The organism is Halomonas sp. GFAJ-1, assembly GCA_002966495.1.
Lineage (GTDB): Bacteria > Pseudomonadota > Gammaproteobacteria > Pseudomonadales > Halomonadaceae > Vreelandella.
The window spans coordinates 2557569-2571099 of the sequence record CP016490.1 but is presented as its reverse complement, the minus strand read 5'-3'; the positions used below and the strand labels follow the sequence as shown (position 1 = coordinate 2571099).

The following is a 13531-nucleotide window of genomic DNA, read 5'->3' as shown; positions in this document are numbered from 1 at the left end:
GATGCGCTCTGGCTGGCAAAAAATCATTCATCCATTCCCTCTTGTCGCTGCCGTAAATCTTGTTCAATTTCTTCTACGGTGGGCAGCGAGCCTTTGAGGTTGTCTGGCAAGGTCTCAACCAGGTTGTATTCACTGACGCCCATGGGCTTCGCTTAGGTCAGCGCATTTGCTGAAAATCTGGATATTATGCCCCCAGGGCGTTTGGGCCAGTAAGCCAGCACGATCGGCATCTATACCGGCCCAGGGCGTGTCGGCCAATTTGGCAACAGCCTGTTGCCAAATTGCAGGGTCACAGTAAAACCGGAAGAAAGCTCGACAGTAGCGCAGGTTTTTGGGAGAAAACCCACCAACCTCTGGAAACGCGTGGCGTAGGTCGTTGCTGAAAGCGTTAATAAAACCACTGCCCCACTGTGCCTGGGTTTCTCGTTCGACAATCTGAGCGCCCAGTTCGTAGTAGAGTGCGATCAGTTCGCCATTCGCCGCTAGTGCTGCCCGCATACGAGCAGACTGCACACGCTGCTTAATGCTGCCCAGCCAGGCCTGATAGTCGGCGCGGGTAGAAAGGCTATGTGTCATGCGGCACTCCTTTTAGCAACGCTGCTGTTTTTGCCAACCAACCTATCCAGGCGCTACCGCACCTGTACCCGTTTGCCCGCTAAAAGTGACCCTTCCAGCTCTTTTCTCAGCTCGTCCATAAACGCATCGACTTCCGCTTGGCTTTCCAGGTACACCCCACTATGGACGCGGCTAAGTACGTCACTTACACGCACTCTTGCCACAGGTTTGGGGGCATTCACCGCTGCCGGGGCTGTTGCGGTGTGCGGGCCGTAGGTTGTATCCCGTGGTGCCGTCTGTGTGGCTGGTTTGGGGTTCTCAGGTACCGGTGTTGTGGCGTCTCCCGCAGGCGTAGGCGGCTGCCGCTTGGCGGCTTCAGTCTGGGCATTGTGCAGTGCCTCCAGGCTGGCTTCTTCTTCCTCGACGGCGGTTTCGGTTTGCAGCTGGTAGATCTGCGCGATGCTGACCGATTGATTCACGGAGGCTTTTAGCTGCTGCAGCGGGTGCAGCAAGCGGTTGCTGAGTTCAGCGGTGCCGATGCCGCTTTTGGCTATTTCAGCGCTCACCTTGGCGATGCGCGTATCGATACGGGCAATGGCGTGCTGGCGTTTTTCTTCTACTAGGCCGCTGTTGATCTCATCCAGCGTGCGTACCAGGCCATCCACTTTATTGAGCATGGCGTAGGGGGCGTCGGCGCGGTAAATGCGCTCACACTCGGCCAGCGCTTGCTGGGCCTGGGTGTTTTTCTCAAGCTCTAGGCGGTTCACCGCAAACCGGTTAAGCGCTTGCTCAAGCTGTTGCCAAGTAGTCAGCTGCTTGGTGAAGAAGTCGCTGAGATCGCGGTAGTCCTCTTCTACATCGAGCAGGGTGTCTTGCTGGCTGGCAATGGTTTTAAAGAAATCAAAGCTGTCGTCTAGGCGCAGCAGGCGCTCCACTTCCCGCAGGGAGTTTTCAATGGCGTTGCGGCCAGGAAAGTTGCCCACGTCGGTTTTGCTTTTATACGCCTCTAGCTCACGCCGCCAGTGGGATAAGCGGTCTACGTAATAGCTAAACAGCTCTTTTTCGCTGGTGGGGCCTAGCTGGCCGAATAGCTCTTTGGTGAGGTTACGGGCTTTGTTAAGCACCGCATCTTCGGTTTGGCGCTTTTTCTGGAGGCGCACTTCACTGCGGCGGCGGGCGTTGTTGAGTAGCTCAAAGGCTTCTTTACCGCTCAGCGCGGGGCCAGCGGTATGGAAGGTTAAGCGCCCGGCAGCATGCAGGCGGCCTAGAATCAGCAGCGTTTCACCTTCTGGCCAGCCGAAAGGTCGGTTGCTAAAGCGCTCAATCAGCGGGTTCAATGGCACCGGCTCGCCGCCGTGCAGCGAAATATACTGCTCTACCTCTTTCACCGCTTGGGCATTGCCCTCCTCGCCGTCTAGGTTGAGGTTCTGGGTGCCCAGGTCATCGGCGGTTAATACGGCCTGCAGCTCGCGCATGGGCTCGGGGCTGAGCACTGTGAGCTGGCTTAGCTTGTTGTAGGTGTTTTCTAGCAGGTAGCGGCAAGCGTCGTCTAAACGGGTGTTGAGCTGGCCTCGGCTGAGATCGAGCTTCTGGCCAAGCGCGTAAACGTCCGCATCCAGCAGCATCTCTTCTAAACGCACACGCAGGCGCTTTTTGCGCTCCTGGTTTTCACGGCCACGGTCGGCCAGAATGCGCTCCACGCTGTGGTCGTTAGCCGATAGGTTCAGGCGGATAAACTTATCGGTTTTTAGCAGGGTGCGCAGTTCGTCGGTAAAGCGCTTGTCGTCGGGCAGCTTAATCAGCACCTGCCCGCCGTTATCGCCGCTTTTGTGAATGCAGCCCGCTTCGCTTAGCTGAACGTACTCCACGTCGAGCGGTGAGACTACCTCTACCCTTAGCTGGCTCTGGTAGCGGCTATCCAGGGTGTGGCCATCCAGGTAGCGGCCTATGCTGTAGTCGGTTTTGTTGACCGAGTAGCGGTACTTGGTGCGGTCACGCAGCAGATCTTTGAAAATCAGGCTGGAAAGCTCTTTGTTCTCGTCGCTGCTGGTGACTTCGGTGGCTTTGATCTTGCGGGTGATGTCGCGCTCTTCATTGGTGAGGAACTGGTACTCATCGCCGTTGCGAGTAATCAGGCTCTCTTTTTCCAGCCGTGCCAGGGTGGCTTCCAGCTGCTCCCGAATGGCAATACGGTCATCGTCAATTTGGGTCAGCGAGAGTGTGACTAGGTTATCGACCGTGCCTTTGACCAAATCCACATAGCGGATCATAAACAGCGTGCGTAGGGTTTCGACATCAAACGCCTCTAACACGGGGTTTTCGCTGGCCTGATCAATGGTGCGTTTTACCGCTGTATCGAGAAAGCCCTCTACCGCTGTGTAGAAGCAGTGCATCGGTACCAGTGCGCCAATCGTTTTCTCCTGCACGGCTTTGGCAGCCATGTGGAACGCATCGAGCATCGAGCGCTCGCCGTAGGCCAGGTGCGCGCCGGTCGCCCCTACCTTGCGGATCTCTTCAAAGACTTTTTGCACCAGCTGAAAGTGGTATGGCACAAAGGGGTAATTGGCGATAAAGCTCTCGACGCCTTCGATATTTTTCAGCGTGGGGCCAGAGCGGTCAAAGGTCAGCTGGTTACGCAGAATCGAGCCTTTGGCCTCAAACACGCCTTCCAGCTCGGCGCGTGCTGGGTCGGTTTTCACCAATAGGCGCTTGCGGATCACTTCATCGGAGTTGGAGCTTGAGAGCGATAAGCGGGTTTTAAAGCGCCCGGCGATCTTGGAGAAATCGTTGGCTTTTGACGCGGTCATCTCCCCTAGTACGGCGTCCATATCGGCTTGGGAGGTGACCACGATCCAGGCGCGACCACCGCAGATCGTGCCGAGGTTTTCGGTGAGCGTTTGCAGGGTCAGCATTAAGCGCGTGTCGCTGCCAATAAACTGGCCGACTTCATCGACCATGAACACCATGCGCTGGGTCGCTGACTGCGACTCCAAAAACTCTTTTACCCAGTGGCAGAAGTTTTCTACCGAGACGCTAAAGTTGGTTTCAGACTCCTCAAACCATTTATGCGCCGCTTCAGGAGAGAGATCGAGCGCTGCGCCAATCGCTTGCTCGATATCATCCTGGTAGAACTGATAGCCGTCGCGCTCCTCTTCCCACACCACGCCGCTGGCGTCGTTGAAGGCTTGCTTGAAACGCTCATACACGCCGCGCTTTTCCAGGTGGCGTTCCATGTGGGCAATGTGCGGGTAATCGGAGCTAAAGCCCTGATGTTCGTTAAACACGCGCAAGAAGACGTTGAGGATGGGGTTGCCATCGTCGTTCGAGCTGGCCTTGCTGTCGATGTTGAATAGCACCACATGGGCCGGTTCACGAACGGCCTTGTCGATATCAGCCCGGATAGAGCTATCGACCAGCTTTTGCTCATCAAAAAAGTCGGCGGCTCGCTTGGCTTGGCCGTTGGCGTCAAACGCTTCCGTGTTGGCGAGTAGGTAAGAGAGCGTTTTCAAAAAGTGGGATTTACCCGACCCAAAAAAGCCGCTGACCCAAACGCCCACGCGGTTGGCGATGGAAGGGTCATCCAAGGGGGTGGTGTAGGATTCAAAAAAAGCGCGAAAGTGCTTTTCTAACTCGTTGGTGACGACATACTCATCCAGCTCTTGGTAGATGGTTTCCTGGTCACGCTGGTCGGCCTTGACCACGCCGTTGATTGACCGGCTGAGCGGTTTGAGGAAGAGCTCTTGAATGTGCATATCTGTCCTGTAAATGTTTGAACCCTGGGTGTTTCAGGCTGAGAGGTACCGCAATATCAAAGACCACTGCTCACCGAGCGAACACAATACACCGAATGCCGCCGACCGCTGCGCTAGGGCACAAGCGCAAACGCACGGTAGTAGTTGTTGCTTTTGATCTGCTTAAACAGCGACATCGTTTGCCCGTCGTATCGGCCTGGGTAGAAGAGTACCAAAGGCTTATGGCCAAGCGGCCCGTGTAGGGCATTTAACAAGCTGTGCGCACGCACCATGGGCCATAGGCTACCCACACCGGTAAGCAGCACAATATCAGGGTCATGCGACAAGGAGTGTCGGATAAGGTATGGGGCGAACTTGTCCATGTGCAGCGGCCCACGTAGCGCTTTAAGCAGTGCCGCATCGCCTTTGCTTTTTTGCATGGCAATGGCTTTATCAAGGAAGCCGCGCTCGGTCAGGTAATCCTTTAGCACTTCCAGCAGATTGACCTGCGCCATTTTGATATCAGGGTGCTGGCGTGCCATTAATGAGGGGAGGAAGTTCAGGTAGGCACGCACCTGTAGTTCATGCTCTGGGGCGTAATCGAAAATCCAGAAGCCCAGTTCATTACCCAACCCCTGGCCCGCTAAAAAATCGGGACGCGTGATTTTCTCAGCAACTTGGTTCAAACGCGCCCGTAGCTGATCATCCTCGTGGTGGTTAAAACCGCTGGGGGGTGGGTACTGATCACTCTGTGACATGCGGATGCGTCCCTGTGTCTAGCATGCTTGATGCAAAGCTTTTTCTAATGCAAAAGGCTGGTTGGGTAAGACTATGCCGCTAGCCACCTGCGTTGCAAGGTCTACTTAGTCGGGTTTTGACGTAAGCACGGTTTTTAAGAAAAGAACGAGGTTAAGAAGGCAACATGCACATTTAACGCAGCCGACGGCAACATGCCTGCAACCGTTCGTGCTGGTAGGTTTCAAGCAAGCTTTTAACTTCTGGCCGTAACAGCAAGGGCTGTAACTTGCGCGAGCGACTGGACGCCAATACGCCGACTTCTGCCAACATACGGTACACCACCTGCCCCATTTTACGCTTGGAGCTTTCGGCCCATCCTGCTATTGCTTCATCGCGGTGGGCACGCTCAGCTAAAAACTCATCCCACTGGTAGGCCTGAAGCGCCTCCGACTGAGTTAAGAATGCATCAGTGACGACACTTTCAAGAAATTCTACGAGCAGCAGGTTACGCGCCATAGCTGCACAAAAAGACACCTGTGTGGCGAGCTGGTCGTCGCCATCGCGCAGTGCTTGCCAAAAAGGTGGCTCCAGCTTTTCTAAGCGTTTACGAATAGCTTGCCCCGCACGTTTAGCAGTGGCAGGACGGTTCTTCTGGAGGTAGTTATCAACGATGATTGCCTGGTGCCACTGCCCTTCATCAGCATCAGAGAGCAGCAAATCGGCAACGGCACGGCTTTCGCGCACCATCAGTCCACCGCCGATCAGATCAGAGTTGTAGCTGAAAGAAGTCAAAAGGCGCTCATCAAGGTCAATTACGTTGAAGTTGCAGGCGGCTGATCAGTAACGAGATCAGCTTTCGCTAGGCGCACTGCCCTTTTTAAGCTGTTCCAACAAGCGTTGGCGTTCTGCAGGGTCGAGTTTATCTAACTCAAGGATCAATTCTGCCACGGTATCGTCTTCGCAGAAAAAATAGGGGATGGGCACCTCTAGTGCCTCTGAAAGCCTCTTCAGCAACTGGAAATTGGGCGCATGCTGCCCCTTTTCATACTGCGTCATACGCGCACTCGCCAGATTCGGCTCCATGCCGAGGTATTCACCCAACTGCCTTTGTGTCATACCCGCTGCTTGCCTGGCGGCTCTCAAGCGATCTGGAAGCGGACTGTCCATGAAAACACCATCGCTACTTGGAAAGCCGCTAGGCTAGCGCAAGATGACACAAAAATATGCTAAGAGATTCTTAGCAAGAAAGCAATGATACTTTAAAAAGCTCCCATCAATTCTGTAACTAGAGAATGGCGTCTTAATAAGCTGCTTATGTCTTTGAAAAAAGCTCTTTCGTTGGAATTTTTCGCGTGAATTGAGTACTCACAAACATTTCAGATTCCACGGTTGAATAACGATTATATGAAGAGTATTTAGAAACTTCGCTAATCGGAACATCTTCTAACTCAAGCTTAAAAGGGTTATTCATACCTACAAAAATTTTATCGCATGCATCTACAAAATGATATTTACAAACTGTGTTCTCATTTTTTGACAATGCCACACATAACGCGGCTTCTAAAATTCTTTTAATTTGCCTTGTCTCGCCTCGTGTAACAGAAAACAGAGGAAACAAAATTTCATTACTATGAAGACCAGGAGGTTTTTCAAAGCCCATTTTAGACGCTAATCCTTTAATAAAACGAGTAAACTCAACTCTATCCTCTAAATTTAAAAATTTAAAATAAGGCAACTCTATTGTGCACACCAAGCGTGAGGCCCACTGGGGTTCATTTGATATTTCAGCAGCCCAAGGCATACCAACCAGAACTATAGGAATATTTGCCTTTTCATTTACCAACTTCAATATATTAGCTATTCTTTGCCGCTCTTCAACGGATTTGAATTCTATCAGTTCCTGAAATTCATTAATTATTATCATTTCAGTTTTACACTTTTTTAACATCTTGACTAACGCTTCAGCGAGACCCGCTTCACGCCGCCTCTCTCTCCTTGTATCAGCCCCGAATTGTCCTAAATCCATCATGAGCTGTATCAACATGCTTTCAACATCTGGTTTGCTTGGAATTCTTGAAGCAAGTACAGGCTTAATTACCGTATCATTTTCAACATACTCTGGATATTGAGACTGGAACTCTTGAACCAATCTACTCTTTCCTGAACCAGGGTCTCCTATTATTAACATACACTGTTGCTCACCCCCTAGAGCATGATTAGCCTTAAGCATTTCTAAAGAACTTATGGCTCTAGCAACAGACGAATGCTTAACATAGCAATTCTTGAAATAAATTTGCTGCTCTAATTTTTCATTACTAATTAACATACTCATGAGTACGGCTCTAAATCATCAGAAATTCTTTTCCATTCTTCGTCATTTGGATTCACACCACTGTGTGACTTACTTTCTTCCTCAATATTAACTATTTCCTTACTAGCAAAGCCATCCATGATAGAGCTGGGGTTCTCACTTGATATTCCAAAATAAGCTGCCGCCTTTTTAGTTCCTTTAATTTTTTTCTTTGAAGCGGACACTTCCTCTGCAATCTCGCTCACTCTATCGTCAATCAATTTTTCGGCTTCAGCAACACCTAAATAATCAGTTTTTGAGTTTATGAAATTACGTCGTAATTTACGCCTTACTTTTAGCTGAAAAATACTCAGCCCATCATATAAGCAATCTGGATCAACAGCTGTAACCTTGATATACTCTTTTCTTTCTACCAAATAAACATATATGTAAGAGACATCCTCTGGATCTCTCTTAATAACAACCTTCACTACTTTGCTACCAGGTGGCGGTGGTGTAACCTTGCGATACTCCACTAACTCTTCATTAGTATAATCAATCCCATCAATGCTTATTCCTCCTTTTCTCAGGATGCGCGACTCAGTAGGAAAAGCTTCAATTTTAAAAATTTTTTCTTCAAAACCACTATACAGAGGAGGAGGATATTTTTTACAACCCATTTCCCAAGACAAAGCAGGAATTCTTGTCATTCTGCTATTGGGAGACTGATTATAAATATCTACGACCCAAACATGCATTAGCTCAATGAAATATGAGAAAGGGAGAACTGCATCTTTTTCAGGTTTATAACCAGATAGCTCTTGTGCATTAGAAAAAGTAGTGCCCGGTATTTCTTTTACAAATTTAGAGTTATAAATTGCAAATAGCCTTTCAACTAAAGGTTTTTTCCAAGGCTTACCTACAGGATTAAACTCAATATTTATACCAACTGAAGCACAGAAATACTCTAAATTACTTGACCAGAACTCAGCTCCATTATCCACAACTAGCGTTTCAATTTTACCTTGACAAGGCCAATCTTTTTTGATCATCTGATATTTCTCAATAACACCCTCTTTATTTAAACAAGCATTCATTATGCCGCTTCTTACTGAGTTATAACTTGGCTCCTGAAAGCTAAGATAAAAACCAATTATACACCTACTAAGGCAGTCTATTAAGATTGTTAAATATGGCCTTCCGATAGGTATGAGCAATGTATCATCTAATAAAATTAAGTCTAAGGGTGTATGATCAATCTCAACGCGTTCCATCACGCGCTCTGGCGAGGAAAACTTATTCACAATACGATAATTTTTATCGGCTTCTGCTTTACCAAAACGCCCAACTTCTACTTCGTAGGGAGACATTTTCTTTACACGTTTGTAAAATGCAGATTTTGTTATAGGCTCAATAATATTATCAGGGTGCGCCCTATTATATAATAGTATATTGTTAAAATAATGGTAATAAGCGGTAGACACATGTGGCCTCTCTCTTTTGAGAAATTTTTCTTCCACAGCTCTTTTATAAAAATCCGCATCATCTTTTTTTGAATTGCCAGGGCTTTTCATTAACCCTTTCGCAGACACTAATGATTTCAGCCCAATGTCTTGATCATAACTCTTATGCCACCGTGCTACACTCCGATAGGATGGCTTTTTTTCAATATAACCTTTCTCAAATAGGGAATTGATGATTGGCTCAATATTCTTTTTAGTCCAACCACCTTGAAGTCGCTCTCCAACTAGCATAATAACTTTATATTTGTAATAAGCTTCCTCTTGCAACTTGTTGCTCAACGAGTCAAATGAAATATAAGAAAGATGCTCAGAAGCAGTCATATATTGCGCATCTACAAATGCGGAAGCTTTCCAATTTTGGAAGTCCGGAAATTCATCATTAAAAAAATCAATACTCATGGCTCGCTCCAACCCAAAAAAGGATTCATATCCAAAAATTTCTTCAATATTTATGAAAACCTTTCCCGAAGCGACTAACCACATAACATCAACTAAGATTTCAGATGAGTCAGCACCACTCAGTTCAGAAATATCGGCAATAGTTAAACCCTGAAATTTTCTTATCCATTCGTAAATTTTTTTACGAGATACCACTTCAGTGTAAAGCCCTGCATATCGGTTAATTAACTTCAGATTTTTTAGTTTTGGCATTGAACTAATTTGACGATCAGTGACTAGAATTAGCTCTTTGCCAAGCATTTCAACCGCCTTTTTTTTAGCGGTAAAACGCTGGATGAAATCATGTTTCAAAGCTTCTGGAGGTGGCTTTATTTCAACAAACACCTTCTTGCCTGAGTGGCAGAAAAGCTCAAAGTCGGGTGTGTAAGAGCAAGTCCTGTCTTCAAATTGATAATAAAAGCCTTCTGGCTGAGCAATGAAGGACCTTACCTCGTTGGCATATTCAAAATGAAAGCAGGCATTAAATTCGAGGGAGGACTCAACAGTCTGGACATTGCCATTCTTGTGACTGGCAAATTTATAGATGTGCTTGATAGGGGAAGGACGCAAGGTACGGGTATACATGGCAGTACACCTATTTTTGTTTTATTACTACAAAAGTAGGTTATGCCAACAGAAAAGGCAAAATATGACAGCAGCAGGACATTTTGTGCCATTTTGAAGGAGAAACGACAGAAATGGAGGCGGCCCCAAAAGCCACATCCCGGCACACGCAGCCACCGCTACCGTTGCTCCCTTCCGGGCCTGGCGGGGTTTGCAGTTTAGCGTTGCGGGAGGACCTAAGGGGCCACCATTGCAATGCATAAATCAGAATACGCATTAGTGCTGATTGGTGGCTACGCCCTGATTTGAACAGGGGACCCCATCATTATGAGTGATGTGCTCTAACCAGCTGAGCTACGTAGCCATTCCGACATCAGCGGGTGCAGAGTATGCCTATATTAGAGACAAAAGGCAAGCCAAAACGGCCTGCCTTTTGCTTTGGTCACATGCGTGCTTATAGTGCGGCCTTAACGGCGGGCAGTGCTTCATCGCCGTCGCGGGTTGTTACGCCTTCTAACCACGTATCAAGCACCTCGGTATTTTCATTGAGATAGGCACGTGCTGCAGCTCGCGGCTCTACCCCATCGTCCATAATCGCGCTCATCAGCTGGTTTTCCATTTCCAACGTAAACGTCATATTGCGTAGCAACGCACCTACATTCGGGCACTCTTCAACAAAACCTGCGCGGGTATTGGTGTATACCGTTGCGCCCCCCAAGTCAGGGCCGAAATAGTCATCGGCGTCGGTTAGGTACGCTATGTCAAAGTTTGTATTCATGGGATGTGGCGCCCACCCCAAAAACACCATCCACTCTTCATTAGGCACACGTGAACGAAGCTCTGCCAGCATCCCCGCTTCGCTTGAGTCGACCACTTGCCAGTTACCCAAACCATAAGCATCGTCGTCGATCATTTGCTCAATCAGTTCATTCCCATCATTGCCAGCCTCAATGCCGTGCAAGCGGTGTTCAAACTGGTCGGCGTGCTCCGCTAAATCCTTAACCGAGGTTACGCCAGCATCGTAAACATACTGGGGAACCGCCAGGGTATATTTTGCCCCTTCAAGATTTGCCACTAGGCGCTCTACTTCGCCGCTTTCAATGTAAGGATCACTAATAGACGCCATAGAGGGCATCCAGTTACCTAGAAAGACGTCAAAATCATTATTTCGCATGCCCGCATAAGCAATGGGTACAGAGACAGTATCCACGCGAGGTTCGTAGCCCAACGCGTCCAATACTTCACTTGCCATTGCGGTGGTCGCGGTTATATCTGTCCAACCAACTTCTGCAAAGCGGACACTGCTGCACTCGTTAGCAGAGGCTACCGCGGGTAACCCTGCGGTAATTAGAAGGGCGGCAAGACCACGTGAGTAGTTCGGTTTTATCATTATCAATCCCCTTTCTAGTTTGTCATCACACTGCATTTAGCAAACTGCTTTTAGTACGCAGCCTCTGTTTAACACTCATTTTTATTGATTGAACGTTCAATAAAAAAATGTCATCATAACTAGATAATCATGCCTACCCCTGCTTTTCAAGGCTGGGAGTAACGGGCATTCAACGTCATTAGGAGATAGCTGTGCCTAAGGTGGGAATGGAACCAATACGCCGCCAGCAGTTAATTAAAGCCACAATGGCGGCCATTGATGAGGTTGGCCTTGCTGAGGCAACGGTGATGCGTATCGCCCGTCACGCAGGAGTCTCTGCGGGCATTATTAGCCATTACTTTGGCGGCAAGGATGGTCTACTCGAAGCCACCATGCGGCAAATTTTGACGGATCTCAGCGATGCTGTCGCAGCTCGTCGTCATGCGTTGGAAGATGACTCCCCTCGCGCCCACATTGGCGCCATCATCGAGGGTAACTTCGACCGCACCCAGGTTACCGGCCCAGCCGCTAAAACCTGGCTCGCCTTTTGGGCAAGCAGCATGCACAAGCCCATGCTTCAGCGCCTTCAATACGTCAACGACCGCCGTCTCTACGCGAACTTATGCCATCAGTTTCAGCGCGTTATGCCCCGCCCTGACGCCCGAAATGCGGCAAGAGGATTAGCCGCCATGATTGATGGTTTGTGGCTTCGTGGCGCGCTTACTCCAGATGGTCTTGACGCTGCAGAAGCGCGCCACCTTGCGCACACCTATCTCAATCAGTTGCTCACACACCACGGATGCTTAGAAGAAGCTACCGCTACTAATATTCGCTAAGGAGACCAGCATGGCCACTAAAGACGTACAGCCCCTTTATATTGATGGTCGCCCGGTAGACGCCACCTCCGGCGAAACATTTACCGTTACCAATCCTTTTGATGGCAGCTTGCTCGCTACCATCGGACAAGCAAGTCAAGCGGATGTTGATGCCGCCGTTTCTGCCGCTCAAAAAGGCCAGCGCGAGTGGGCTGCCATGAGCGGCATGCAGCGCTCACGCATCCTGCTGCGTGCCGTGGCGCTACTGCGTGAACGCAACGATGCGTTAGCTGAGCTGGAAACCCACAATACCGGCAAGCCGATCAGTGAAACGGCAAGCGTGGATATCGTGACCGGCGCAGACGCGCTTGAATACTACGCTGGCTTGGCACCCGCCATTGAAGGCAGCCAAATCCCCCTGCGCGACAGCTCATTCGTATATACCCGTCGTGAACCGCTAGGCGTGATTGGTGCGATTGGCGCTTGGAACTACCCCATCCAAATCGCCTGTTGGAAAGCCGCTCCTGCACTGGCCGCCGGTAACGCAGTAGTGTTTAAGCCTAGCGAAGTTACCCCGCTAACGGTGATGAAACTGGCCGAGATTTTCACCGAAGCTGGCTTGCCCAACGGCGTGTTTAACGTGGTTCAGGGCGACGGCCGCGTGGGCGCTATGCTCACAGAGCACCCTGGCATCGCAAAAGTATCATTTACCGGCGAAGTGGCCACCGGCAAAAAGGTGATGGCGGCTGCCGGCGGCTCCACGCTAAAAGATGTCACTATGGAACTGGGCGGCAAATCACCGCTGATCGTATTTGCCGACGCCGATCTTGATCGCGCCGCCGATGCCGCCATGATGGCCAACTTTTACTCCAGCGGCCAAATCTGCACCAACGGCACGCGGGTATTCGTTGAGCACAGTATAAAAGATGCCTTTGAAGCCAAGCTGGTAGAGCGCGTCAAGCGCATTAAGGCAGGCGACCCAATGGACCCCACCGTCAACTTCGGCCCACTAGTCAGTTTTGAGCATCAGGAAAAAGTACTCTCCTACATAGCGCTCGGCAAAGCACAAGGTGCGCGAGTACTGGCCGGTGGCGAAACATGGAACAGCGGCGAATGGGCGAAAGGCGCTTGGGCAGCCCCCACTATCTTCACTGACTGCACCGATGAGATGCGCGTCGTCAAAGAAGAGATCTTTGGCCCGGTGATGTCCGTGCTTGCGTTTGATGACGAAGACGAAGTGATCCGCCGCGCCAACGACACCAAGTACGGTTTGGCCGCAGGCGTTTTTAGCGAAAGTCTAAACCGCGCTCACCGCGTCATTCACCAGCTAGAAGCCGGTATTTGCTGGATTAACACCTGGGGCGAGTCCCCCTCCGAGATGCCGGTAGGCGGCTATAAGGAGTCTGGCATTGGGCGTGAAAACGGCGTCGAGACGCTTAATCACTATACGCAAACCAAGTCCGTGCAGATCGAGATGGGCCCGTTTGAGTCGGTGTTTTAAGGAGTGC

Annotated in this window: 10 protein-coding genes, 1 tRNA gene and 1 other RNA gene; 2 read left to right on the top strand and 10 right to left on the bottom strand. The window is 49.8% G+C overall.

Annotation, left to right across the window (positions count from 1 at the left end; all coding sequences use genetic code 11):
• Positions 1-129: 129 nt before the first annotated feature.
• The 10 genes from BB497_11535 to BB497_11490 all read right to left on the bottom strand — a co-directional run bounded on the left by BB497_11535 (position 130) and on the right by BB497_11490 (position 11229).
• A complete protein-coding gene (locus tag BB497_11535) occupies positions 130-576 on the bottom strand; it encodes a hypothetical protein (GenBank protein AVI63280.1) in 447 nt (148 codons plus the stop codon).
• A 53-nt stretch (positions 577-629) separates the two neighbouring features.
• Complete coding sequence (locus tag BB497_11530) at positions 630-4307, bottom strand: ATPase (GenBank protein AVI63279.1); 3678 nt, start codon at positions 4305-4307, stop codon at positions 630-632.
• Between the two features lie 113 nt (positions 4308-4420).
• A complete protein-coding gene (locus tag BB497_11525) occupies positions 4421-4972 on the bottom strand; it encodes a cytoplasmic protein (GenBank protein AVI64346.1) in 552 nt (183 codons plus the stop codon).
• A 244-nt stretch (positions 4973-5216) separates the two neighbouring features.
• The gene (locus BB497_11520) at positions 5217-5771 is read right to left on the bottom strand and encodes a hypothetical protein (protein AVI64345.1); all 555 of its coding nucleotides are present in this window, start codon (positions 5769-5771) and stop codon (positions 5217-5219) included.
• 102 nt (positions 5772-5873) lie between these two features.
• Positions 5874-6191, bottom strand: a complete 318-nt coding sequence (locus tag BB497_11515) for a transcriptional regulator (GenBank protein AVI63278.1) — start codon at positions 6189-6191, stop codon at positions 5874-5876.
• A gap of 145 nt (positions 6192-6336) precedes the next feature.
• Positions 6337-7356 (bottom strand): transposase, encoded by a 1020-nt coding sequence (locus BB497_11510; protein ID AVI63277.1) that lies wholly within the window; start codon positions 7354-7356, stop codon positions 6337-6339.
• Positions 7353-9860, bottom strand: a complete 2508-nt coding sequence (locus BB497_11505) for a hypothetical protein (protein ID AVI63276.1) — start codon at positions 9858-9860, stop codon at positions 7353-7355. Before BB497_11505 ends, BB497_11510 begins: the two co-directional genes overlap by 4 nt.
• A 123-nt stretch (positions 9861-9983) precedes the next feature.
• Positions 9984-10080, bottom strand: an RNA gene (ffs, locus tag BB497_11500) — signal recognition particle sRNA small type.
• A gap of 46 nt (positions 10081-10126) precedes the next feature.
• Positions 10127-10203 (bottom strand) — tRNA-Met (locus tag BB497_11495).
• 90 nt (positions 10204-10293) lie between these two features.
• Entirely contained in the window at positions 10294-11229 is a 936-nt protein-coding gene (locus BB497_11490; protein AVI63275.1) for a glycine/betaine ABC transporter substrate-binding protein, read from the bottom strand.
• A gap of 206 nt (positions 11230-11435) precedes the next feature.
• Between BB497_11490 and BB497_11485 the strand changes: the two genes are divergently transcribed.
• Positions 11436-12044: a transcriptional regulator BetI gene (locus BB497_11485; protein ID AVI63274.1), complete on the top strand. Its 609-nt coding sequence runs from the start codon at positions 11436-11438 to the stop codon at positions 12042-12044.
• 10 nt (positions 12045-12054) lie between these two features.
• Entirely contained in the window at positions 12055-13524 is a 1470-nt protein-coding gene (locus BB497_11480) for a betaine-aldehyde dehydrogenase (protein AVI63273.1), read from the top strand.
• Positions 13525-13531: the final 7 nt, after the last annotated feature.

What these genes read in the sequence shown, in the direction of transcription:
- BB497_11490 (AVI63275.1), bottom strand. Translation starts at nt 11,229, where the DNA reads ATGATAAAACCGAACTACTCACGTGGTCTTGCCGCCCTTCTAATTACC.
- BB497_11535 (AVI63280.1), bottom strand. Translation starts at nt 576, where the DNA reads ATGACACATAGCCTTTCTACCCGCGCCGACTATCAGGCCTGGCTGGGC.
- BB497_11505 (AVI63276.1), bottom strand. Translation starts at nt 9,860, where the DNA reads ATGTATACCCGTACCTTGCGTCCTTCCCCTATCAAGCACATCTATAAA.
- BB497_11480 (AVI63273.1), top strand. Translation starts at nt 12,055, where the DNA reads ATGGCCACTAAAGACGTACAGCCCCTTTATATTGATGGTCGCCCGGTA.
- BB497_11530 (AVI63279.1), bottom strand. Translation starts at nt 4,307, where the DNA reads ATGCACATTCAAGAGCTCTTCCTCAAACCGCTCAGCCGGTCAATCAAC.
- BB497_11510 (AVI63277.1), bottom strand. Translation starts at nt 7,356, where the DNA reads ATGAGTATGTTAATTAGTAATGAAAAATTAGAGCAGCAAATTTATTTC.
- BB497_11520 (AVI64345.1), bottom strand. Translation starts at nt 5,771, where the DNA reads ATGGTGCGCGAAAGCCGTGCCGTTGCCGATTTGCTGCTCTCTGATGCT.
- BB497_11485 (AVI63274.1), top strand. Translation starts at nt 11,436, where the DNA reads ATGGAACCAATACGCCGCCAGCAGTTAATTAAAGCCACAATGGCGGCC.
- BB497_11515 (AVI63278.1), bottom strand. Translation starts at nt 6,191, where the DNA reads ATGGACAGTCCGCTTCCAGATCGCTTGAGAGCCGCCAGGCAAGCAGCG.